Annotated in this window: 15 protein-coding genes and 2 rRNA genes (1 of these 17 cut by a window edge); 11 read left to right on the forward strand and 6 right to left on the reverse strand. The window is 66.3% G+C overall.

The window, feature by feature from the left end; all coding sequences use genetic code 11:
- The 3 genes from POS15_RS17995 to POS15_RS18005 form a co-directional block, all read left to right on the forward strand.
- Nucleotides 1–2,612 (forward strand): 23S ribosomal RNA (locus POS15_RS17995) (it extends 267 nt beyond the left edge of the window).
- Nucleotides 2,613–2,736: 124 nt separating this feature from the next.
- Nucleotides 2,737–2,851, forward strand: a 5S ribosomal RNA gene (gene rrf / locus POS15_RS18000).
- Between the two features lie 374 nt (nucleotides 2,852–3,225).
- Nucleotides 3,226–3,813 (forward strand): NAD(P)-dependent oxidoreductase, encoded by a 588-nt coding sequence (locus POS15_RS18005; protein WP_284128611.1) that lies wholly within the window; start codon nucleotides 3,226–3,228, stop codon nucleotides 3,811–3,813.
- Here the strand turns inward: POS15_RS18005 and POS15_RS18010 are convergent.
- From POS15_RS18010 to hemH, 3 genes are all read right to left on the reverse strand, one after another.
- Nucleotides 3,789–5,525, reverse strand: a complete 1,737-nt coding sequence (locus POS15_RS18010) for a methyl-accepting chemotaxis protein (RefSeq protein ID WP_284128612.1) — start codon at nucleotides 5,523–5,525, stop codon at nucleotides 3,789–3,791. The two genes, POS15_RS18005 and POS15_RS18010, sit on opposite strands and share 25 nt — an antisense overlap.
- A gap of 360 nt (nucleotides 5,526–5,885) precedes the next feature.
- The gene (locus tag POS15_RS18015; RefSeq protein WP_284128613.1) at nucleotides 5,886–6,734 is read right to left on the reverse strand and encodes an alpha/beta hydrolase; all 849 of its coding nucleotides are present in this window, start codon (nucleotides 6,732–6,734) and stop codon (nucleotides 5,886–5,888) included.
- Nucleotides 6,731–7,693 (reverse strand): ferrochelatase, encoded by a 963-nt coding sequence (gene hemH, locus POS15_RS18020; RefSeq protein WP_284128614.1) that lies wholly within the window; start codon nucleotides 7,691–7,693, stop codon nucleotides 6,731–6,733. Before hemH ends, POS15_RS18015 begins: the two co-directional genes overlap by 4 nt.
- 187 nt (nucleotides 7,694–7,880) lie before the next feature.
- Between hemH and POS15_RS18025 the strand changes: the two genes are divergently transcribed.
- From POS15_RS18025 to tatC, 4 genes are all read left to right on the forward strand, one after another.
- Nucleotides 7,881–8,777, forward strand: a complete 897-nt coding sequence (locus POS15_RS18025; RefSeq protein ID WP_019185585.1) for a YSC84-related protein — start codon at nucleotides 7,881–7,883, stop codon at nucleotides 8,775–8,777.
- 75 nt (nucleotides 8,778–8,852) lie between these two features.
- Nucleotides 8,853–9,080 carry a Sec-independent protein translocase subunit TatA gene (gene tatA, locus POS15_RS18030; protein ID WP_019185586.1) on the forward strand — a complete coding sequence of 76 codons (228 nt, stop codon included), beginning with the start codon at nucleotides 8,853–8,855 and terminating at the stop codon, nucleotides 9,078–9,080.
- Nucleotides 9,081–9,095: 15 nt separating this feature from the next.
- Complete coding sequence (tatB, locus tag POS15_RS18035; protein ID WP_284128615.1) at nucleotides 9,096–9,638, forward strand: Sec-independent protein translocase protein TatB; 543 nt, start codon at nucleotides 9,096–9,098, stop codon at nucleotides 9,636–9,638.
- Complete coding sequence (gene tatC, locus POS15_RS18040) at nucleotides 9,635–10,384, forward strand: twin-arginine translocase subunit TatC (protein WP_019185588.1); 750 nt, start codon at nucleotides 9,635–9,637, stop codon at nucleotides 10,382–10,384. The genes tatB and tatC overlap by 4 nt, the downstream gene beginning before the upstream one ends.
- A gap of 43 nt (nucleotides 10,385–10,427) precedes the next feature.
- Here tatC and POS15_RS18045 read toward each other — a convergent pair whose 3' ends face one another.
- The 3 genes from POS15_RS18045 to POS15_RS18055 all read right to left on the reverse strand — a co-directional run bounded on the left by POS15_RS18045 (nucleotide 10,428) and on the right by POS15_RS18055 (nucleotide 13,993).
- Nucleotides 10,428–11,327, reverse strand: coding sequence for a BPSS1780 family membrane protein (locus POS15_RS18045; protein WP_266083394.1), 900 nt, complete (start codon nucleotides 11,325–11,327; stop codon nucleotides 10,428–10,430).
- Between the two features lie 136 nt (nucleotides 11,328–11,463).
- Nucleotides 11,464–12,183 carry a glutamine amidotransferase gene (locus POS15_RS18050; RefSeq protein ID WP_019185590.1) on the reverse strand — a complete coding sequence of 240 codons (720 nt, stop codon included), beginning with the start codon at nucleotides 12,181–12,183 and terminating at the stop codon, nucleotides 11,464–11,466.
- Nucleotides 12,155–13,993: a GspE/PulE family protein gene (locus POS15_RS18055; RefSeq protein WP_046272963.1), complete on the reverse strand. Its 1,839-nt coding sequence runs from the start codon at nucleotides 13,991–13,993 to the stop codon at nucleotides 12,155–12,157. The genes POS15_RS18050 and POS15_RS18055 overlap by 29 nt, the downstream gene beginning before the upstream one ends.
- An 82-nt stretch (nucleotides 13,994–14,075) precedes the next feature.
- Here POS15_RS18055 and glyQ point away from each other — a divergent pair, with 82 nt between their 5' ends.
- The 4 genes from glyQ to POS15_RS18075 all read left to right on the forward strand — a co-directional run bounded on the left by glyQ (nucleotide 14,076) and on the right by POS15_RS18075 (nucleotide 22,984).
- The gene (gene glyQ / locus POS15_RS18060) at nucleotides 14,076–14,987 is read left to right on the forward strand and encodes a glycine--tRNA ligase subunit alpha (protein WP_070426246.1); all 912 of its coding nucleotides are present in this window, start codon (nucleotides 14,076–14,078) and stop codon (nucleotides 14,985–14,987) included.
- The gene (gene glyS / locus POS15_RS18065; protein ID WP_284128616.1) at nucleotides 14,984–17,080 is read left to right on the forward strand and encodes a glycine--tRNA ligase subunit beta; all 2,097 of its coding nucleotides are present in this window, start codon (nucleotides 14,984–14,986) and stop codon (nucleotides 17,078–17,080) included. Before glyQ ends, glyS begins: the two co-directional genes overlap by 4 nt.
- A gap of 277 nt (nucleotides 17,081–17,357) precedes the next feature.
- The gene (locus tag POS15_RS18070) at nucleotides 17,358–19,142 is read left to right on the forward strand and encodes an autotransporter assembly complex family protein (protein WP_172838077.1); all 1,785 of its coding nucleotides are present in this window, start codon (nucleotides 17,358–17,360) and stop codon (nucleotides 19,140–19,142) included.
- The gene (locus POS15_RS18075) at nucleotides 19,139–22,984 is read left to right on the forward strand and encodes a translocation/assembly module TamB domain-containing protein (RefSeq protein ID WP_284128617.1); all 3,846 of its coding nucleotides are present in this window, start codon (nucleotides 19,139–19,141) and stop codon (nucleotides 22,982–22,984) included. The genes POS15_RS18070 and POS15_RS18075 overlap by 4 nt, the downstream gene beginning before the upstream one ends.

Genomic DNA, 22,984 nt, shown 5'->3' on the forward strand with positions numbered 1-22,984 from the left:
AGCTGGAATGGTTCTAGAAAAACAGCCTGGAACGGCTGGCCATAGAAGGTGATAGCCCTGTATTTAAAAGGGCCACTCCAGTGAAGACGAGTAGGGCGGGGCACGTGAAACCCTGTCTGAACATGGGGGGACCATCCTCCAAGGCTAAATACTACTGACCGACCGATAGTGAACCAGTACCGTGAGGGAAAGGCGAAAAGAACCCCGGAGAGGGGAGTGAAATAGATCCTGAAACCGTGTGCGTACAAGCAGTAGGAGCTCGAAAGAGTGACTGCGTACCTTTTGTATAATGGGTCAGCGACTTACTGTTCGTGGCAAGCTTAACCGTATAGGGGAGGCGAAGGGAAACCGAGTCTGATAAGGGCGCATAGTCGCGGGCAGTAGACCCGAAACCGGGTGATCTAGTCATGGCCAGGGTGAAGGTGCCGTAACAGGTACTGGAGGCCCGAACCCACGTCTGTTGCAAAAGACGGGGATGAGCTGTGATTAGGAGTGAAAAGCTAATCGAACCCGGAGATAGCTGGTTCTCCTCGAAAGCTATTTAGGTAGCGCCTCATATGTATCCTCTCGGGGGTAGAGCACTGTTATGGCTAGGGGGTCATCGCGACTTACCAAACCATTGCAAACTCCGAATACCGAGACGGACTGTATGGGAGACACACGGCGGGTGCTAACGTCCGTCGTGAAAAGGGAAACAACCCAGACCCACAGCTAAGGTCCCAAATTCACTGCTAAGTGGAAAACCATGTGGAAAGGCACAGACAGCCAGGAGGTTGGCTTAGAAGCAGCCACCCTTTAAAGAAAGCGTAATAGCTCACTGGTCGAGTCGGTCTGCGGGGAAGATTTAACGGGGCTAAGCAGTGAACCGAAGCTTGGGGTGTGCATATTTATATGTACGCGGTAGAGGAGCGTTCCGTAAGCCGTTGAAGGTGGATTGAGAAGTCTGCTGGAGGTATCGGAAGTGCGAATGCTGACATGAGTAACGATAATGCGGGTGAAAAACCCGCACGCCGAAAGCCCAAGGTTTCCTTGCGCAACGTTAATCGGCGCAGGGTGAGTCGGCCCCTAAGGCGAGGACGAAAGTCGTAGTCGATGGGAAGCAGGTTAATATTCCTGCACCTCGCGTAAGTGCGATGGAGGGACGGAGAAGGTTAGGTGTACCCGGCGTTGGTTGTCCGGGGGAAAGGCGGTAGGTTTGGATCTTTGGCAAATCCGGGATCCTTTAAGACCGAGCACCGAGACGAGTCTTTAAGACGAAGTCACTGATACCACGCTTCCAGGAAAAGCTCCTAAGCTTCAGCTTACGCAGACCGTACCGTAAACCGACACAGGTGGGTAGGATGAGAATTCTCAGGCGCTTGAGAGAACTCGGGTGAAGGAACTAGGCAACATGGCACCGTAACTTCGGGAGAAGGTGCGCCCTTTTTGGTGGCTCATGCGAGCTATAGCTGAAGAGGGCCGCAGTAACCAGGCCGCTGCGACTGTTTATCAAAAACACAGCACTCTGCAAACACGAAAGTGGACGTATAGGGTGTGACGCCTGCCCGGTGCTGGAAGGTTAATTGATGGGGTCAGCCGCAAGGCGAAGCTCTTGATCGAAGCCCCAGTAAACGGCGGCCGTAACTATAACGGTCCTAAGGTAGCGAAATTCCTTGTCGGGTAAGTTCCGACCTGCACGAATGGCGTAACGACAGCGGCGCTGTCTCCACCCGAGACTCAGTGAAATTGAAATCGCTGTGAAGATGCAGCGTTCCCGTGGCAAGACGGAAAGACCCCGTGAACCTTTACTATAGCTTTACACTGAACGTTGAGTTCGTCTGTGTAGGATAGGTGGGAGGCTATGAAACCATGGCGCTAGCTGTGGTGGAGCCATCCTTGAAATACCACCCTGTCGTGCTTGACGTTCTAACCTAGGTCCATAATCTGGATCGGGGACCGTGTATGGTGGGTAGTTTGACTGGGGCGGTCTCCTCCTAAAGAGTAACGGAGGAGCTCGAAGGTACGCTCAGCGCGGTCGGACATCGCGCACTGTGTGCAAAGGCATAAGCGTGCTTGACTGCAAGATCGACGGATCAAGCAGGTAGGAAACTAGGACTTAGTGATCCGGTGGTTCTGTATGGAAGGGCCATCGCTCAACGGATAAAAGGTACTCCGGGGATAACAGGCTGATACCGCCCAAGAGTTCATATCGACGGCGGTGTTTGGCACCTCGATGTCGGCTCATCACATCCTGGGGCTGTAGTCGGTCCCAAGGGTATGGCTGTTCGCCATTTAAAGTGGTACGCGAGCTGGGTTCAGAACGTCGTGAGACAGTTCGGTCCCTATCTGCCATGGGCGTTGGAGATTTGAGAGGGGCTGCTCCTAGTACGAGAGGACCGGAGTGGACGAACCTCTGGTGTTCCGGTTGTCACGCCAGTGGCATTGCCGGGTAGCTATGTTCGGAAGCGATAACCGCTGAAAGCATCTAAGCGGGAAGCGCGCCTCAAGATGAGATCTCCCGGGGCACAAGCCCCCTGAAGGAACCATATAGACTATGTGGTTGATAGGTCAGGTGTGTAAGTACAGCAATGTATTGAGCTAACTGATACTAATGATCCGTGTGGCTTGACCATATAACCTCAAGTTGCCTTGGCCGACATGACATGTCGATAGATCCCAAGTGCACGCTACGTCACAAGACTTACGAGAGGCAGGCGCCTTATCCGTTCCTTAGGATGGCGACGCTCCAACTGTCTCCCTGGTGAAATTAGCGCTGTGGAACCACCCGATCCCATCCCGAACTCGGAAGTGAAACGCAGCTGCGCCGATGGTAGTGTGGCCTAAGCCATGCGAGAGTAGGTCATCGCCAGGGTTTTTACCCCGAAAACCCCGCTGCTCACGCAGCGGGGTTTTCTTTTTGTCCGCGATTCAGCGCCTTGTCCCGCCACCTTCCAGCAACCCAGGCACGCCCTGCCGGTGTCTGGCGCAGCTGTCTGTAAAGCACGTCGCCATGCAGACGTATCGTCATGGCTGCTGATGACGGACAACTCCACGCCGCTGACCTGCGTGATTCTCGACGACTACCCGGGCGTGGCAATCTCGTCCGCCGATTGGTACCGGCTCGGCGATGCGGTGCAGATACGTACGCCGGCGATGCCGTGCAGATACGCACGCCGACGACGCCCCACACCGGGGATGCGCTGGTGACCGCACTCGCAGGATGCCGGGACACGGGGGGTGATGCGCATGCGCACGCCGAGCACCGCCGTGCTGTTGGCCATGCTGCCCCACCTGCGCCTGCTGATCCCCAGCGGCATGCGCAATGCCGCGATCGATGTCGCCGCCGCGAAGGCGCAAGGCCTGGCCGTGTGCGGAGCCGACAGCCATCCCGAACCGGCCGTGGAACTGACCTGGGTGCTGATCCTGTCGGTGATGCGGCAACTGGTGCCGCAGGCGAACGCGCTGCGTGAGCAAGGACCGTGGCAGCAGAGCGTCGGTCGTGATCTGCACGGCGCACGCCTGGGGCTGCCCGGACTGGGCGGGATCCGCCAGCGCGTCTTGCGGATCGGCCCGGCAGTCGGCATGCAGGTCAGTGCGTGGCGTCCGAGCCTGGATGCCGGCCATGCAGAGGCCGCCGGCGTGAACCTCGCGGCATCGAAGCAGACGCCGTTCTCCAGCGAAACGTACTGGCGACGCCGCATCTGGGCGACGCCACCGAGCGCAACGATCGCGATGCCTTCAGCCAGGCGGTCGAAGGCATCGCCGCCTGACTGCAGGACGCGCCGCGGCGCGTGCTGGACTGACGCCGATCAGGCTACTGCGGCTGCGCGGTAGGCCTGTTCCTGATGGCGGAACACCGCGACCGCCTGGGTCAGGTCGGCTGCCTGCGCTTCCAGCAACCGCGCCGCTGCACTGGCTTCCTCGACCAGCGCCGCGTTCTGCTGGGTGGCATCGTCCATCTGCGCCACGGTCTGGTTGACCTGGTCGATGCCGGCCGCCTGCTCCTGCGACGCAGAAGAGATCTCGGCCATGATGCCGCTGACACTGGCGACGCGGGTCACGATCTCGCCCATGGTCTGTCCGGCGTCCTGGACCAGACGGGCGCCCTCGGCGACCTGCTCCACGGAGGCCTCGATCAGGCCCTTGATCTCCTTGGCCGCTTCGGCCGATCGCTGCGCCAGGCTGCGCACTTCGCTGGCGACCACGGCGAAGCCCCGGCCCTGCTCGCCGGCGCGCGCGGCTTCCACCGCCGCGTTGAGTGCCAGGATGTTGGTCTGGAAGGCGATGCCGTCGATCACCCGGATGATGTCGCCGATCCGGTGGGAGGCGCTCTGGATGGCGTCCATGGTGGTCACCACCTGGCCCACCACCTGGCTGCCGCGCGTGGCGACGTCATGTGCGCCGTGGGCCAGCGCGCTGGCCTGGCGCGCATGCTCGGCGTTCTGGCGGACGGTCGAGGTCAGCTCTTCCATCGAGGCGGCGGTTTCCTCCAGATGTGCGGCCTGGCGTTCGGTGCGCTCGGAGAGGTCATCGTTGCCGCTGGCGATCTCACTGGCGGCCAGCGAGATGGAGCCGGTGCACCGCTTGATCCGCTCGACCATCGCGGTCAACTGTTCGGCGGTCGCGTTGGCATCGCGTTGCATGGCTTGGAACGAGCCGTGGAAGTCGCCGCGCATGCGCTGGTCCAGGTCGCCGTCGGCCAGCGCGGAAAGCATGCGGCGGATCTCGCCGACCGTACCACCAACACTGTCCAGCAACTGGTTGATGCCGCCGGTCAGGCCATTGAGGAAGCCGGCGCCGCCGTCGGTGGCCTGCAGGCGACGATCAAGGTCGCCCTTGCTGGCCGCCTCGACGATGTCGGCCACGGCGTTCTCCAGCAACAGCTCGTGGGTACGGTCATGCCACTCCACCGCGAAGCCCTGCCGCTGGCCCTGCGCATCGAACACCGGCGTCACTACTTGGGCGAAATGCACCGGGCCGATCCGCACGCGGCCATGATGGGTGGCCATCAGGGTGTTGAGGATGCCGCGGATCCGGTCCGGGTTGGCATGGAAACGGTGGATGCTGCTGCCAACCAGGCGCTCGGCGTCGAAATCGGGGAAGGCCTCGCGCAGACTGGCCTGCTGGTTGCGCAGCAGCGTCACCACCGACTGGTTGACGTAGCGGATCACGTGGTCGTTGTCGGCAATCATCATCGCCGTGCGGGAGACATCCAGCGCCTGCCGCACCTGGGCATCGTGGGCGTGGTCGACGCTGTCGCGCGCCTGCGCGCGCGCCGCCTCTGCGGCCAGCGAAAGCGCTCGCGTCTCTGCCTGCCGCAGGGCATGACCCTGCTGCCTCACACGCAGCGCCACCAGGCCCAGCAGCAGCCCCGCGATCGCGACCGGAAGCAGCGCCCAGGGCTGCCGCTGCCAGACCGCAGCGATCACGGCGGCGACGATCAGCAGCCCTGAGGTGATCAGACAGGCCGCGTCCGCGAACGGTCGGGCCGTGCGCGTGCGCAGCAGATCGGGTGGGCGGGTCGAGGCAACGGGAAGGGCGGACATGGCGGCTCCAGAATCAACAGAAAGCAGAAATCCTGCGGCGCTCGCGCGCACAGGCGGGTGCCGCACCCCTCACCGGCGATCCCGATGGGCGCAGCAGCGAAAGGAAGCAGGGAGGCGCGTAGGGGGCACACAGCGAACGCCGCGTCGGCGGTGGCGATCACCGCCGGCATGGCCCGGTCCTGTGGGCGATGGCACGGCCAATCCGGCATTGCGACGACGTTCCCTAGAAGCCTGGGTGATGCGCGGCTTCGCAACGGCGGAGCAAGCGACGACAGTGCAGTCGAGAAAATCGCCTGCACCCTCGGTATCGGTCGCTGCCGGGATAAGTTGAGTGCGACCGTGTGTCGCACCGTGCAGGGCTTACCCGGCGAGGAAGCCCTGGATCACCTCGGCCACCCCCTGCGGGTGCTCCATGTGCAGGTGATGGGTGCCCGGGAACACGGCCAGGCGGCCTTCGCGCAACAGGCCGATGCGCTGGCTGCGCAGCGGCTCGGGGTAATACGGCTGCGCCGGCGTGGCGTAGATCACCTGGGTCGGGCACTCGATCGCGGCGAGCAGGTCGTCGATCTGCGCCTCACTCAGGCGCATCGCGGTGGGCAGCATCAGGCGTTGATCGCTGCACCAGCTGTACCCGCCCTCGACCGGTTTGACGCCACGTTCGACCAGCAGGCGCGCGCACGGCTCGCTGAGCTGGTTGGCCATCATGCGGGCGCGGATCGGAGCGGCCAGATCGGGGAACACACGCAGCCTTCGGGTGGCCAGTGCACGCGCGGCGCGCACGTGTTCGCGGAGACGCTGTGCTGTCTCATTCTCCGGACCGCGCAGGCCGCCGAGCGCCTCGATCGCGATCAGGCGCTCCACGCGCTCAGGTGCGGCCGCTGCGGTGAGGCTGGCGATGCCCGCGCCCATCGAATGGCCGAGCAGCACGAAGCGATCCCAGCCCAGCGCATCGGCGACCTCAAGGACATGGCAGATCGCACCGGGTGTGTTGTATTGCGTGCCGGGCGGCAGATGCGCGCTGTGGCCGTGCCCGGGCAGATCGATCGCCACCAGCTCGAGCCCGGGCAGCTGCGCGGCCAACGGCACGAAGCTGGCCGCGTTGTCGAGCCAGCCGTGCAGCGCCAGCACACGCAGGCCACCGCTCACAGGCGACCGCAGGCCGGCCACGGTGGTGCCGGCAACCGCCAGGGAGAACGGCTGCAGGGTCATGCCAGCGCCGCTATGCTCAGTCGCGACAGCGCCAGTGCATGCGCCTGCGCATCGTTGAGGCAGGGGATGTAGCGCATGGTCGCGCCGCGCTGGGCCACGGTTTCGGTAAAGCCCATCGCCACTTCCTCCAGCGTTTCCAGGCAGTCCGTGGCAAAGCCAGGGCAGACCACGTCCATGCTGCGCACGCCGCTGTCCGCCATTGCCCACAGGGTGGGCTCGGCATAGGGCTGCAGCCACTTCTCGCGGCCGAACCGCGACTGGTAGGTCAACTGCCAGGCATCGTCGGTCAGCTCCAGGGCCTGCGCGATCGCCCGCGCACTGGCCTCGCAGCGTTGCGGATACGGATCGCCGGCATCGGCCAGGCGCTGCGGGATGCCATGGAAAGAGAACACCAGCTTCTCGCCGCGTCCGTGGTGCTCCCACCACTGGCGGATGCTGCCGGCGACGGCGGCGACCCAGTCCGGATCGACCGCGTAATCGCGCACCAGGGTCACGGTGACGCCGGGATGTGCCGGCTGCCACTCGCGCACCTGGTCCTCGATGGAGGCGGTGGTGGTGGTCGAATACTGGGGATACAGCGGCAGCACCACGATCCGCTTGATGCCCTCGGCGGCCAGCCGATCCAGCTCGGCCGGCAGCGCCGGCGCGCCGTAGCGCATCGCATGACGCACCCGCAGGTCCGGCATGAGGCCCTGCATGGCCTCGGCCAGCCGGCGGGTGTAGACCATCAGCGGGGAGCCGTCCGGCAGCCAGACCTGGGCGTACTTGGCGGCCGATCGACCACTGCGCAATGGCAGGATCAGCCCGTACAGCAAGGGTTTCCAGAACAGTGGCGGAATCGCGACCACGCGCGGATCGCTGAGGAACTCAGCCAGGTAGCGACGCACCGCCGGGGCGGTTGGCGTCTCGGGCGTGCCTAGATTGACCGCCAGCACGGCGGTGTCGGGTGCGTCGAGCATGTCGCCATTCTCGCAGGTCTGCGCGATTGGCGGGATGGATTTGGATGATGAACACGATCCAGCAGGCATATCGATAGCCCGGAATACTCATTGCCGATTCATCGCCGGGCTTCTAACGTCCAGAAGCGTATCGACCCCGGTCGAACGTGCCGCTATCTTGTATGAATCGACTTTCTGGAGCCCACCCATGCGCCGCCTCAGCCTTGTACTGCTGATCACCGCCAGCCTGCTGTCGACCCAGGCCATGGCCGGGCCACAGGAGGACCAGCGCGCCCGCAATGCCGTGCGCGTCCTGAATGAAATCCAGGGCATCCCCGAGCAGGGGATTCCCGACAAGCTGCTCGACGAAGGTCGCGCGGTCGTCGTCATCCCTGACACCATCAAAGCCGGCCTGGTGATCGGTGGCCGTCGCGGCCACGGCCTGATGTCGGTCAAGACGCCCGACGGCAGCTGGTCCAACCCGGTGTTCGTGAAGCTCACCGGCGGCAGCATCGGCTTCCAGGCCGGTGTACAGTCCTCCGACGTGGTGCTCGTGTTCCGCAATGACCGCAGCCTGGACAATCTCGTCAACGGCAAATTCACCCTGGGCGCCGATGCCGGTGTCGCCGCCGGTCCGGTCGGCCGCAACGCCGCGGCCGCCACCGATGGCCAGTTGAAGGCCGAAATCTGGTCCTGGTCGCGCGCCCGCGGGCTGTTCGCCGGTGTGGCGCTGGATGGCGCCGTGCTGCAGATCGACGATGCCGCCAACCTGGATGCCTACGGCAGCAACACCACGCCGCGCATGGTCTTCGAAGGCCGCGTCGGCGAGCCGCCGTCGGTAGATGTGGTCGCCTTCCGTGACCGTCTGGAAGAAGCCACCTACACCGCCCGTGAAAAGCGCGGGACCGCAGGCAGTGCCCCGGCCCCCGCCCCGGCGCCGCGCGCGGCCACCGTGCCGGTTCGACCTGAACAGGCACCGGCCCCGGCCGCTGCGGGCGCGACCACCGCCCCGCTGCAGTCCGTGCCGGCACAGCCGGCCCCGCAGCAGGGCTTCCAGCCGGTCGGCGACGGTGAAGTCCGTACCGAATCGCTGGACGGCAACTGACTTTTGTCACGCGCGCCGGCTTACCGCCGGTGCGCTATGCTCAACCGTCTGATCACTACGTAACGCGAGCGGCTCATGGGCAGTTTCAGCATCTGGCATTGGTTGGTCGTGCTGGTCATCGTTCTGCTGGTGTTCGGCACCAAGAAACTGACCAGCGGCGCCAAGGACCTTGGCAGCGCCGTCAAGGAATTCAAGAAGGGCATGCGCGACGAGGACAAGCCGAACGCGCAGCTCAGCGACAGTTCGCGTCCGCAGGACTCGACGACGACGTCGCAGACCGAGCACGACCGCGACCCGCGCTGATCCGGGCGGCTTGGCGTGTTCGATATCGGTTTCAGTGAACTGCTGGTCATCGCGGTGGTGGCCCTGGTCGTGCTCGGCCCCGAGCGGCTGCCCAAGGCGGCCCGCTTCGCCGGGTTGTGGGTACGCCGTGCCCGCAACCAGTGGGATTCGGTGAAGCAGGAGCTCGAGCGCGAGCTGCATGCCGAAGAGATCAAGCGCCAGTTCGATGATGTGAAGTCTTCGGTACGCGATACCGAGTCGCAGCTGCGCGCCAGCGGCGAAGCGGTGCGCCGCGAGGCCGAGCAGATGCGCCAGGACGTGGCGCGTCACGGCGAGGGCGTCGTCGCCGCCGCGGACGACGCGCCGGTGATGACCGGCCCGGTGCCGGGTTCTCCGGCCAGCGTGGCCCAGCATGCGGTGGCGACCGATGAGGTCGAGCCGCCGCGCGATGCGATGGCCCCGCCCGGGATCGATGGCAGTGCGCCCCGTGCGGACGTGTCGGCACCGCTGCCGCCATCGACGGATACCGCGGCGCCTGCGCCCACGCCCACGCCGCCGAACGACGAGGCACCGCGATGAGCGAGCATGAAAGCAGCGAGAGCTCGCTGGTTGAACACCTGATTGAACTGCGTGCGCGCCTGGTGCGCGCGTTGATCGGCCTGGGCGTCGTGCTGCTGGGGCTGATGCCGTTCTCGCGTCAGATCTACACGATGGTCGCCGAACCGCTGATCTCGCAGCTGCCGAACGGGCAGACGATGATCGCGACCAATCCTGCGGGTGCCTTCTTCGCGCCGTTGAAGCTGACCTTCTTCGTGGCGGTGTTCATCGCCGTGCCGTGGCTGCTGTTCCAGCTGTGGTCGTTCGTGGCACCGGGCCTGTATGCCCGCGAAAAACGCCTGGCCGTGCCGTTGCTGGCCTCGTCGGTCCTGCTGTTCTATCTGGGCTGCGCGTTCGCGTACTTCCTGGTGCTGCCGGCGGTGTTCCACTTCCTGACCACGTTCCGCCCGGAGGTGATCGCGATCACTCCGGACGCAACGGCTTACCTGGATTTCGTGCTGGCGATCTTCTTCGCCTTCGGCACCAGTTTCGAGCTGCCGGTGGCGATGGTGATCCTGGTGCTGCTGGGCTGGATCACGCCGCAGCAGTTCAAGGAAGGCCGCGGTTACGCGATCGTCGGCATCTTCGTGCTGGCCGCGGTGCTGACGCCGCCGGACGTGGTCTCGCAGCTGATGCTGGCCATTCCGATGTGCCTGCTCTACGAACTGGGCATCCATGCGGCACGCTGGCTGGTGCCACGCCCCGGTGGGAAAGCACAGCCGGAGTGAGGCACAAACAAAAACCCCGGCCTTGGCCGGGGTTTTGTTTTGATCAGGCCGCGAACACGTTGTTCGGGCCGGGCATCGGCGGCGGGGTCTGCGGCCCCTGCTGGCCGAACATCTGCTTCCACGCCGTGTAGATGGCACCGGCGAACACCGGCATCACCACGCCCATCAGCAGCAGCTGCGCGACGAACAGGGCGAGCATGGTGCCGCCGATCAGCTGCGCGATCAGGGCCACCAGCATCACGCCGAAGTAGATCGCAAACACCGCCACGAAGGCGAGCAGGAAGAACACCAGCATCGCCAGCACGTTGTGCAGGCATGCGCGCAGGCTCAGGCGCATCGCCTGCAGACCGTTGCGGTGCTCGAACATCACCTGCGGCGGCAGGGTGAACAGCGCCAGCGCCATGGCCAGGAAGGTGACCACCACCAGCGCCAGCCACAGCAGGATGCGCATCGCCGGCAGGCTCGCCATCAGTTCTTCGATCTGGGCCGGGTCCGGCTGCGCGCCGGACTGGCTGATCGTGTTGAGCTGGACCATCACCTCGCTGAGGTGCTGCAGGCCGCTGCTGCCGATCAGCACCAGCAGCAGCACGCCCAGGAACAGGCCGGCCACCAGCTGCGGCAGCAGCGAGGCGAGCAGGTTCAGGGCGCGGCCTTCATGCAGGCCCTGCAGCAGGTGCGCAGGCTGCGCCACGCGGCCCTGGTCGACTTCGCGCACGGCCCAGACCAGGCCGCCGAAGAACAGCGGGCCGGCCAGTGCCATCAACAGCTGCGCCAGCGTGCTCAGCGCCGGGCTCACCATCGCCAGCGACATCACCAGCAACGCGGCCACGGCCCAGATCACGCCGAGCAGGCCCAGCGCCAGCGGCGCCTTGCGCAGCAGGGTGAAACCCGACACCAGCCATTCCGCGCCGGCGGAGGCCGGCAGCTTGCGAATCTCGCTCATAACATTCCGGGGACAGGGGAGGAGGCGCGAACGCCCGATTGCGGTCGATTATCCCTGTTTTCCCGGCGCGTGACCTGAAGGCCGCCCAGCGCGGCGCGGACGCTGCGTTGCGCCCGGTGCCTTGCCGGTGCTCGCCTCAGGCGTTGCGCGCTTGGCGGACGAAACGGCGCAGCAGTTGGCGGGCCAGCGGCGCGGCGCTGACCTCGCGGGCGACGCGGCGCGCGCAGCCGCCGTGCTGGCGGATGCACTCGGCGCGGGCGCGGACATAGCCGCGCATGTGGTGGGTGGCGAACTCGGGGTGGAACTGCACGCCCCAGGCATGCGCGCCCCAGCGGAAGGCGTGGCAGTTGTCCTGCGCCGAGCGCGCCAGGATCGCCGCGCCCTCGGGGGCGCGCAGGACCGTCTGCAGGTGGGTGGCGTGCGCCGGGAAGCGCGCGGGCAGGCCACTGAACAGCGGATCGTCGATCGCTGACGGATCCAGCGCCAGCTCGATCGTGCCCGATTCGCGGCCCGCCGGGTTGTAGGCGACTTCGCCGCCCAGCGCGTGGGCCAGCAGCTGGTGGCCGTAGCAGATGCCGAACACCGGGCGGTCGTCGTGGGCAGCATCGCGCAGCCATTGCGCGCTGCGCTCGCTCCAGTCGGCGCGGTCGGTGACATAGGCGGCCGAGCCGCTCACGATCACGCCGGCGAAATCGCGGTGGCTGGGCAGGGTGCCGCCGTGCTCGACATCGACCACCACGGTCTCGTCGGCGTCGAGCCCGGCCGCGACCCGGATCCAGTGCGAAAACCGCCCGTAGCGGCGCAGCGAGGCGACGGGTTGGCCGGTTTCAAGAATCAGGAACGGGGCGGAATTCATCCGGGGGAGGCAGGACCGAGAGGACTTCCTCGATTGTAGTCAGCCCTGCCGCTACCTTTTCAAGCCCTGCGCGGCGCAGGGTTCGTACCCCTTCAGCACGTGCGGCACGGTTGAAGGCGGCCAGATCCATGTCCGCGCGGATGTGCCGACGCAGGCTGGAACCCAATGGCAGCAACTCATACAGGCCCACGCGGCCGAGAAAACCGGTGCGCCGGCAGTCGATGCAGCCGACCGGTGCATATGGCGTGGGTGCCTCAGGTAATGCCGCATCGGCATCAGCCAACACCGCCCATTGCTCGGCCGAGAGCACCGTGGGCACCTTGCAGTGGGTGCACAGGGTGCGCACCAAGCGCTGGGCCAATACCCCGTTGAGGGTGGAGGCGAGCAGGTAGTGCGGCACCCCCAGGTCCAGCAGGCGGGTGATCGCCGAGGGCGCATCGTTGGTGTGCAGGGTGGACAGCACCAGGTGGCCGGTCAGCGAGGCCTGCACCGCCATCTGCGCGGTCTCCAGGTCGCGGATCTCGCCGATCATGATGATGTCCGGGTCCTGCCGCAGCAGGGTGCGCACGCCGCTGGCGAAGTCCAGATCGATGTTGGTCTGCACCTGCATCTGGTTGAATTCCGGCGCGATCATTTCGATCGGGTCTTCCACCGTGCAGACATTCACGTCCGGTGTGGCCAGCCGCTTCAGCGTGGAATACAGGGTGGTGGTCTTGCCCGAGCCGGTCGGCCCGGTGACCAGCACGATGCCGTGCGGGCGCTCGACCAGGGCGCTCCAGCCAGCCGCTTCCTGCGGGCTGAAACCCAGCTGGTCGATGCTCTTGAACGCCGCATCCGGGTCGAAGATGCGCATCACGCACTTTTCGCCGAACGCGGTGGGCATGGTCGACAGGCGCATTTCCACTTCGCGCCCGCCCGGCGAACGGGTCTTGATGCGGCCATCCTGCGGGCGGCGACGCTCGGCCAGGTCCATCCGGCCCAGCACCTTGATGCGGCTGACCACGGCGGTCATCACCGCCGGCGGCACCTCGAACACCTTGTGCAGCACCCCATCGATGCGGAAGCGCATGCGGCCCATGTCGCGGCGCGGCTCCAGGTGGATGTCCGAGGCGCGCTGCTCATAGGCGTACTGCAGCAGCCAATCGACGATGTGCACGATGTGCTGGTCGTCGGCGTTGACGTCGCCGGCCCGGCCCAGCTCGACCAGCTGCTCGAAGCTGGGCAGGGTGCTGCTGGCCTCGCCCCGGACATCGCCGCGGGCGCCGCGTACCGAGCGCGTCACCCCGTAGAACTCCATGGTGTAGCGGTGCAGATCCAGCGGATTGACCATCGCCAGCTCGATCCGGCGGCGGCTCAGGTGCTGCAGGTCGCGCAGCCACTCCTGGGCCAGCGGTTCGCTGGTGGCGACCAGCACGCGCTCGCTGTCCACGGCCAGCGGCAGGAAGCGGTGGCGGCGGGCATAGGCATGGGAGACCAGGGCGGTGACCGCCGAGACGTCGACACGGGTCGGGTCCACCCGCAGGTAGCGCACGCCCGCGCGCTGGGCCAGCCATTCGCTGAGGCGCTCCAGGCCGAGTTCACCGCCGCCGCTGGCGCCCAGCTTCAGGTTGGCCAGCAGAACCAGTGGATGGACCTCGCTGGCATTGCGTGCGCCCGGGGCGGAGAAGCGGATCCGCTCCAGATCGGCAGGGGCGACCAGGCCATCGGCGACCAGTGCTGCAGCGACCTGGTCGAAGTCCAGGCGGCCGTGCGGCAGGGGCACGGCCGGCGCAGGAACACGGGCAATGGCCGCGGGCAGGCGTGGATCCATCCTCCAATTCCCCAAGGCACGGAAGGCCCGTGCGGTCGGTCGCTATACTAGCGCACCCCTCCTGCAGGCAAGAATCCGCCGCATGTCCGTCACGAAGAGCGTTCCGATCACTTTCCAGGGCCTGATCCAGACCCTCAACCAGTATTGGGCGCAGCAGGGCTGCGTGCTGATCCAGCCGCTGGACCTGGAGGTCGGTGCCGGTACGTTCCACCCGGCCACCTTCCTGCGCTCGATCGGCCCGGAAAGCTGGAACGCCGCGTACGTGCAGCCTTCGCGCCGCCCGACCGACGGCCGCTACGGCGAGAACCCCAACCGCCTCCAGCGCTACTACCAGTACCAGGTGGCGATGAAGCCGAGCCCGGACAACATCCAGCAGCTGTATCTGGATTCACTCAAGGCGCTGGGTATCGACCCGCTGGTGCACGACCTGCGCTTCGTCGAGGACAACTGGGAATCGCCGACCCTCGGTGCCTGGGGCCTGGGCTGGGAAGTGTGGTTGAACGGGATGGAAGTCACCCAGTTCACCTACTTCCAGCAGGCCGGTGGCCTGGAATGCAAGCCGGTGCTCGGCGAGATCACCTACGGTCTGGAGCGCCTGTGCATGTACCTGCAGAACTGCGACAACGTCTATGACCTGATCTGGACCTACGGTCCGGATGGCACCCCGGTCACCTACGGCGATGTGTACCTGCAGAACGAGATCGAGCAGAGCACCTACAACTTCGAATACGCCGACGTGGATGAAATGTTCCATCGCTTCGATGCCTGCGAAAAAGAGGCGCAGAAGCTGGTCGATGTCGGCCTGCCGCTGCCGGCCTATGAGCAGGTCTGCAAGGCCAGCCATGCCTTCAACCTGCTGGATGCGCGCCGCGCGATCAGCGTGACCGAGCGCCAGCGCTACATCCTGCGCGTGCGCGCGCTGGCCCAGGCCGTGGCCAGGCTGTACGAGGCCAAGCGCCTGGAAGCCGTCGCCGCCAAGGAGGTGCAGGCATGAGCACGATGCAGCCGCTGCTGATTGAACTGGGTACCGAAGAATTGCCGGTCAAGGCGCTGCCGGGCCTGGCCCAGGCCTTCTTCGATGGCATCGTCGACGGCCTGACCAAGCGTGGCGTGGCCATCGAACGTGGCGATGCCAAGCCGCTGTCGACCCCGCGCCGCCTGGCCGTGCTGCTGCCCGGCGTGGCTGTTGAGCAGCCGGAACAGCACAGCGAAGTGCTGGGCCCGTACCTGAACATCGCGCTGGATGCCGAGGGTCAGCCGACCAAGGCGCTGCAGGGCTTCGCCGCCAAGGCCGGGATCGACTGGACCGCGCTGGAGCGCACCACCGATGCCAAGGGCGAGCGCTTCGTGCACCGCTCCACCACGCCGGGCGCGCGCACCGCGACCCTGCTGCCGGAGATCCTGCGCGAGGCGATCGCGGCGATGCCGATTCCCAAGCCCATGCGCTGGGGCAGCCACACCTACGGCTTCGCCCGACCGGTGCATTGGCTGGTGCTGCTGCACGGCCCGGACATCATCGAGGCCGAGGTGCTGGGCCTGAAGGCCGACCGCATGAGTCGCGGCCATCGCTTCATGCACGACAAGACCGTGCGGCTGAGCGCGCCGGAGGACTACGTCGCCTCGCTGCAGGCCGCCTACGTGCTGGTCGATGCCGACGCGCGCCGCGCGCGCATCGTCGAACAGGTCAACGCGGCGGCCGCGCAGGCCGGCGGCCAGGCGCGCATCACCCCGGACAACCTGGAGCAGGTGGTCAATCTGGTCGAATGGCCGGCGCCGGTGCTGTGCAGCTTCGAGCGCGAGTTCCTGGCGGTTCCGCAGGAAGCGCTGATCGAGACGATGGAGATCAACCAGAAGTTCTTCCCGGTGCTCGATGCCGGCGGCACGCTGACCGAGAAGTTCATCGGCATCGCCAACATCGAATCCAAGGACGTGGCCGAAGTGGCCAAGGGCTACGAGCGCGTGATCCGTCCGCGTTTCTCCGATGCCAAGTTCTTCTTCGACGAAGATCTGAAGCAGGGCCTGGAAGCCATGGGCGACGGACTGAAGACCGTCACCTACCAGGCCAAGCTGGGTTCGGTGGCCGACAAGGTCGCCCGCGTTGCCGCACTGGCCGAGGCCATCGCGCCGCAGGTCGGCGTGGACCCGGTGCTGGCCAGGCGCGCGGCGCTGCTGGCCAAGAACGACCTGCAGTCGCGCATGGTCAACGAGTTCCCGGAACTGCAGGGCATCGCCGGCCGGCATTACGCCGTGGTCGGCGGGGAGTCGCCCGAGGTCGCGCTGGCCATCGACGAGGCCTACCAGCCGCGCTTCGGTGGCGATGACATCGCACTCTCGCCGCTGGGCAAGGTGCTGGCCATCGCCGAGCGCCTGGACACGCTGGCCGGTGGCTTTGCCGCAGGCCTGAAGCCGACCGGCAACAAGGATCCGTTCGCGCTGCGCCGCAATGCGCTGGGCCTGGCCCGCACGGTGATCGAGAGCGGGTTCGATCTGGATCTGCGCGCGCTGGTTGCCACCGCCATCGCCGGTCTGCCGGCGGGCGTGCAGCCCAGTGCCGAGCGCAAGACCGAGGCGCTGCCGCAGGAGCTGTACGACTTCGTGATCGATCGTCTGCGCGGCTATTACGCCGACAAGGGCGTGCCGGCCACGCACTTCAACGCGGTCGCCGAGCTGAAGCCGGTCTCGCTGTACGACTTCGACCGCCGCATCGATGCCATCGGCACCTTTGCCGCGCTGCCGGAAGCGGAAGCACTGGCCGCGGCCAACAAGCGCATCCGCAACATCCTGCGCAAGGCCGAGGGCGACATCCCGGGCATGATCGACCCGGCGCTGCTGGCCGAACCGGCCGAGAGCGAACTGGCCGAAGCGGTGGAAGCGGCCATCGATGACAGCAACGCCAGCCTGCACCAGAAGGACTACGTGAGCGTGTTGAACCGGTTGGCGCGCCTGCGCCCGCAGGTGGATGCGTTCTTCGATGCGGTGATGGTCAATGCCGAGGACCCCGCGCTGCGGGCCAATCGCCTGGCCCTGCTCAAGCGCCTGGGCGACCGCCTGGGCAGCGTGGCGGCGATCGAACACCTGTCCAACTGACGCTGCGGGGCGCGGTGCCCCACGGTTCTCCGGAAGGCGCGACGGCTTCGGCGGCTCGCGCCTTCCGCGTGTGTGGGACGAGGCGATGCCGTGCGCAGGCGGCGTGCCGGATGCCTCGTCCGATGTCGCGGACGCTTCTGTCCGACACCGTGCTGTCATCGATCCGGGCCGACCTGACGCTGGCGACTTTCTCGCGGAATTTAACGGCTTCTTCACCGCCGTTCTGAAACAGCCACGCCGATTTCGCATGCTCGCGATGGCCCGTTATGCTGTCGCCATGCAGCCAACGAAATTCGCCCTTCCGCTGATGTTCCTGTCCTTTGCCACCGTCTCGGTGGCACATGCACGGGGGACCATCGAGAAAGTGGACATCAAAGGATTGGACAAGGGCGACGACGCCGAGATGATCGAGAACATCGAGGTCTCGCTGTCCCTGTACGACACCATCGGCAAGGTCCAGGGCGAGTCGCGGCTGGAGTACCTGTTGTCCCAGGCCGAGCGCCAGACCCGCGAGGCGCTGGAACCGTTCGGCTACTACAACCCGACCATCACGGTGGAAAGCCCCCGCGAAGGCGAGAACCTGCGCGTGGTGATCCAGGTCGACAAGGGCCCGCCGACCGTGGTCCGTCGCGAGCACATCGACATCACCGGCCCGGCCCAGCTGGACCAGTACCTCCAGGAAGACCTGGAGAACTTCAAGCCGCGCAAGGGCCAGCGCTTCGAGCACACCGAGTACGAAGCCAGCAAGATCCGGGTGACCCGGCGCCTGGCCGAACGTGGTTACTTCGATGCCGACTTCACCCAGCGCCAGGTCCAGATCACCCGTGCCGAGAACGCGGCCGACGTCGATCTCACCTGGGACAGCGGCCGCCGTTACAACATGGGCGAAATCCGCTTCCACCAGGATTACTTCGTCGACAAGCTGTTCGACCCGCTGGTCTATTGGGACGAAGGCAGCTACTTCCACGAAGGCAAGCTGGACCGCCTGCGCGAATCACTGACCAAGCTGGATTACTTCAGCGTGATCGACATCCAGCCGCGCCCGGACCAGGCCGATGAGAACGGCGATGTGCCGGTGGACGTCAACCTCACCCGCGCCAAGCGCACGATCTACACCGCCGGCCTGAGCTATGGCAGCGAGAGTGGCGCCGGTGTGCGCGGCGGCCTGGAGCGGCGTTTCCTCAACAGCCGCGGGCACAAGATGAACACCCAGCTCGACTATGCGCAGAAGCGCAAGAGCCTGGTCACCAGCTACCGCATTCCGGCCTTCAACTGGCTCGATGGCTGGTATGCGTTCACCGCCAGCGCGTATGACGAGCAGACCGACTACATCGACCTGCGCAACTTCAAGCTGTCGGCCAGCCGCAGTGGCGAGATCAACGAGTACTGGACCGCGATCGCCTCGATCAACGCCCTGCGCGAGCGCTGGCGTTACGCTTCGGGCACCGAGTTCACCGATGCGGTCTACAACACCTCCACGCTGGTCTACCCGCAGCTGGTGGCCGACTACGTCAACGTTGACGATGAGATGTTCCCGCGTCGTGGCCTGAGTGGCAGCGCGACGCTGCGCGGCGGCATCGAAGGCGCCGGGTCGGACACCAGCTTCGTGCAGGCCAATATGGTGCTGCGCTGGTATGTGCCGATCGGCGACACCGACCGCCTGATCCTGCGCGGCGAAGGCGGCACCACCTGGACCAGCGACCTGGTGGCGATGCCGCCGAGCCTGCGCTTCTTCGCCGGTGGCGACCGCAGCATCCGCGGGTATGCCTTCCGCGAAGTCGGCCCGCGCACCGCACCGCCGGACAAGTACGCGCTCGGCGCGAAGAACCTGGTAGTCGGCTCGGCCGAGTATGAGCATTACTTCAAGGGCGGGCCGTGGGGCGCGGCGGTGTTCGTCGATACCGGCAGCGCGTTCGACAACACCATCGATCTGCACACCGGCGTGGGCTTCGGCGTGCGCTGGAAATCGCCGGTGGGCCCGGTGCGCGTGGATATCGCGCACGGCCTGAACAACCCGGATTCGCAGTTCCAGCTGTACCTGAACATCGGAGCGGACCTGTGAGCACGCCGACGCCTTCCGCACCCGCCACCCCGCCGCCGCCGCGCGTGCGTTTCTACCGCAGGCGCCGCTTCTGGGCGTGGTCCGGCTTCACCGTGCTCGGCCTGGTGCTGCTCGCGCTGCTGCTGGTGTACTGGCTGCTGCAGACCGTGGCCGGCCGCGATGTGCTGCTGGCGCAGGTGGTCGCGCGCTTGCCGGTCGGCGCGTCGCTGACATGGAGCAAGGTGGATGGTCCCGTCGCCGGGCCGCTGGTGCTGCACGATCTGGACTTCCGCTACGACGATATCCATTTCACCGCCGAGCGCGCCTATCTGGATCCGGACATCCGCCCGCTGCTGGGTCGCAAGCTGCAGCTCGATGCCCTGCAGATCAAGAACGCGACGCTGAACCTGGCCAAGAGCGATGAGCCGTTCGAGCTGCCCTCCTGGCCGGACTCGCTGCCGCAGATCGAAATGCCCCTGGCGATCCAGGCCGACACGATCATCATCGATGGCTTCCGCATCACCCAGGCGCAGCAGCCGCTGATCGACATCGCCAAGGTGCGCGGTGGCGTGGAGATCGCCAATGGCGAATTCCGCGCGACCCAGCTCAAGGTCGACAGCGACATGGGCGATTTCCGCGTGGACGGCCGTTATCTGCCGCGCAGCGATTACGACACCGACATCACCATCGGCGCGCTGATGCCGGCCCCGCGCGGGCGTACCCCGGCGCGGCTGGGGCTGGTCGCACGCGGCGACCTGGGGCACATGGAAGTGGCGATCGCCGGCAACGCACCGGCGCCGCTGCAGGCCAGCCTGGTCTTTGATGGCCGCACCGATCCGGTCTGGAAACTCACCGCACGCAGCAAGGAACTCGACCTGGCACTGCTGGTGCCGGGGATGGACGCGAGCACCAGCACGCCGATGGCGCTGGATGTGCAGGCCGACGGCAAGGGCGGCCAGGCCAATCTGCAGGGCAGCTTCAAGCAGGGCGACATCGCGGTGGAACTGGCGCCCTCCAAGGTCGGCCTGGCCGACCAGGTGCTGACCGTGGCGCCGCTGCAGGTGAAAGGCTTCGGTGGCCAGGCGCGGCTGGAAGGCATCGCCGATTTCACCGACAAGGAAAACGCGAGCCTGCGGTTCTCCGTCGTCGCCAACGACCTGACCTTCGTGCCCGCCGCCGATACCACCACCCCGGGCGCCGCTGCGCCGGTGCCGGTGACGCTCAAGGAAGCGCGCATGGGCCTGGCCGGCACGCTGAAGGCCTGGGCGGCGGTTGGCCGTGCCTCGGTTGAGCGCGAGAAGCAGGTCGCCGACCTGACGTTCGACGTGCGCGGCAACGACCAGGCCGCCGTGATCAAGCAGCTGCAGGCCAGCACGCCGGGCGGCTCGCTGGATGTCACCGGCCAGGTCGCCTGGGCACCGCAGCTGGATTGGGACGTCGCCGCCAAACTGGCCGGCTTCGATCCGGGTTACTTCGCGCCGGGCTGGGACGGCAAGCTGTCCGGTTCGTTCGCATCGAAGGGCCGCCAGTTGCCGCCGCCCGCGGGCAGTCCGGCCGGTACCGCCGGCAGCTACGAAGCCACCGTCGATGTACCTGGCATCAAGGGCACGCTGCGCAAGCGCGCGCTGGATGCCCAAGGCAAGTTCGCCCTGCGCGGCGAGCAGGGCGAGGGCAACCTCAGGCTCGCGCTGGGCAACAGCCGCCTGACCGCCAAGGGCTCGGTCGGTGACCGCCTGGATATCGATGCACAGCTGGAACCGGTGCAGCTGGCGGACCTGTTGCCCAACAGCACCGGCAGCCTGCGCGGCCACGTGCTGATCAAGGGCGCCCGTACCGCACCGGACATCACCGCCGACCTGGTCGGTAGTGGCCTGCGCTGGGACGACTGGAGCGCCGAGGCGATCAGCATCAAGGGCCGCCTGCCATGGCAGGGCGACAGCGGCACGCTGGCGGTGCAGGGCAGCAAGCTGCAGGTAGGCATGCTGCTGGACACGCTCAACGTCAATGCACGCGGCAGCCTCTCCAATCTGCGCCTTGATGCACAGACCAAGAACGAGCTGGGTGCTGTTGCGCTGGAAGGTGGCGTGCGCCAGCAGGGTCAGAGCTGGCGTGGCGATCTGACCGCGCTGCGCATCGCACCGATGAAGGGCGATGCCTGGAGCCTGCGTGCACCGGCCACCTTCAGCGTGCAGGGCAGCAACGTCACCCTGAGCGATGCCTGCCTGGGCGCGGCCACCGGTGGTGCGCTGTGCGCCAGCGCGAACTGGCCGCGCGAAGGCCTGCTCGTACGTGGCGATGCATTGCCGCTGGCGCTGGTGCAGCCCTGGCTGCCGCCGCAGTCCGGCCGCCGCATCTTCCTGCGCGGTGAAGTGAATCTGGACGGGCGCATCCGCCCCCGCGGCAACGCGTGGGAAGGCAGTGCCTCGGTCACCTCGCGCGAAGGCGGCGTGCGCCTGGGCGACAACGCTCGTGGCGAACTGGTGCGCTACGACCAGTTCTCGGTGAATCTGGAGATGACCCCGCAGCAGATCAACGCCAAGCTCGGTGTCGGCTTCCAGGGCGATGGCTTCGTCGATGCCAAGGTGCAGACCGGCTGGGATGCCAACGCACCGCTGACCGGCGAGCTCTACATGAACATCGCGCGCCTGTACTGGCTCGAACTGTTCTCCCCGGACATCGTGCGCCCGACCGGGCTGATCGAAGGCCACGTCAGCCTGCGCGGTACCCGTGGCACGCCCTCGCTGGGGGGCGAAGCCACGTTGAGCAAGTTCAATGGCGAATTCCCCGCGCTGGGCCTGACCTTCGCCGAGGGCAAGGGCAGCTTCACCGCACAGCCGGATGGCTCGGCCAAGATCACCGCCCAGGCCAACTCCGGCAAGGGCACGCTGTACGTCGATGGCGGGCTGTCCTGGTTCGGTGACGCGCAGCCGCTGCAGCTGCATATCCACGGCGAGAACGTGCTGCTGGCCAATACCAGCGAACTGCGCGTGGTGGCCAACCCCAACCTGGACTTCACCCTGGCCGGCAGCGCGATGCAGCTGCGCGGCACGGTGCATGTGCCCGAAGCAGACCTGGACCTGGAGCGCCTGGATCGCGGTACCTCGGTCTCCGAAGACGTGGTGGTGCTGGACCCGGTCGATCCGGAAGAGGGCCCCAGTTCGCCGCTGGACATGGACCTGACCGTCAGCCTGGGCGACCAGGTCAAGATGGCCGGATTCGGGTTGAAGGGCGCCCTGACCGGCAAGATGCAGGTGTGGGCGCGCCCCGGACGCGAGATGACCGCCAACGGCGGGCTCGAAGTCAGTGGCCGCTATAAGGCCTACGGCCAGGATCTGACCATCACCCGCGGCAACTTGAACTGGAACTACAACGCGGTCTCCGATCCGCGCATCAACATCCGTGCCCAGCGCACTGTCGGCGACATCACTGCCGGTATCGATGTGACCGGGCGGGCGCAGTCGCCGCGCGTGGACGTGTGGTCGGACCCGGCCATGTCGCAGTCCGAAGCACTGGCCTACCTGGTGCTGGGCCGCAGCCTCACCGGTGCCAGCAGCGACCAGGCCCAGCAGGTCAACGCGGCCTCGGCGGCGCTGTCGGCCGGCAGTGGCCTGCTCGCTTCCCAGCTGGGGGCCAAGCTCGGCCTGGACGATGCCGGCGTGAGCCAGTCGCGCGCGCTGGGCGGCTCGGTGATCGGCTTCGGCAAGTACATCTCGCCCAAGCTCTACATCGGCTACGGCGTCTCGCTGGTCGGCAGTGGTTCGGTACTGACGCTGAAGTACCTGCTGCGGCGTGGCTTCGACGTGGAGCTGGAATCGAGCACGGTGGAGAACCGTGGGTCGCTGAACTGGCGGCGGGAGAAGTAA

This window comes from Stenotrophomonas sp. BIO128-Bstrain, from assembly GCF_030128875.1.
In the GTDB taxonomy this organism is placed as follows: domain Bacteria; phylum Pseudomonadota; class Gammaproteobacteria; order Xanthomonadales; family Xanthomonadaceae; genus Stenotrophomonas; species Stenotrophomonas bentonitica_A.

Coding starts and splice junctions, on each gene's coding strand:
- POS15_RS18055 (WP_046272963.1), bottom strand. CDS start 13,993: ATGGATCCACGCCTGCCCGCGGCCATTGCCCGTGTTCCTGCGCCGGCC.
- POS15_RS18015 (WP_284128613.1), bottom strand. CDS start 6,734: ATGACCCTGCAGCCGTTCTCCCTGGCGGTTGCCGGCACCACCGTGGCC.
- POS15_RS18070 (WP_172838077.1), top strand. CDS start 17,358: ATGCAGCCAACGAAATTCGCCCTTCCGCTGATGTTCCTGTCCTTTGCC.
- tatA (WP_019185586.1), top strand. CDS start 8,853: ATGGGCAGTTTCAGCATCTGGCATTGGTTGGTCGTGCTGGTCATCGTT.
- POS15_RS18010 (WP_284128612.1), bottom strand. CDS start 5,525: ATGTCCGCCCTTCCCGTTGCCTCGACCCGCCCACCCGATCTGCTGCGC.
- glyQ (WP_070426246.1), top strand. CDS start 14,076: ATGTCCGTCACGAAGAGCGTTCCGATCACTTTCCAGGGCCTGATCCAG.
- POS15_RS18005 (WP_284128611.1), top strand. CDS start 3,226: ATGCGCACGCCGAGCACCGCCGTGCTGTTGGCCATGCTGCCCCACCTG.
- POS15_RS18050 (WP_019185590.1), bottom strand. CDS start 12,183: ATGAATTCCGCCCCGTTCCTGATTCTTGAAACCGGCCAACCCGTCGCC.
- POS15_RS18025 (WP_019185585.1), top strand. CDS start 7,881: ATGCGCCGCCTCAGCCTTGTACTGCTGATCACCGCCAGCCTGCTGTCG.
- tatC (WP_019185588.1), top strand. CDS start 9,635: ATGAGCGAGCATGAAAGCAGCGAGAGCTCGCTGGTTGAACACCTGATT.
- glyS (WP_284128616.1), top strand. CDS start 14,984: ATGAGCACGATGCAGCCGCTGCTGATTGAACTGGGTACCGAAGAATTG.
- POS15_RS18045 (WP_266083394.1), bottom strand. CDS start 11,327: ATGAGCGAGATTCGCAAGCTGCCGGCCTCCGCCGGCGCGGAATGGCTG.
- hemH (WP_284128614.1), bottom strand. CDS start 7,693: ATGCTCGACGCACCCGACACCGCCGTGCTGGCGGTCAATCTAGGCACG.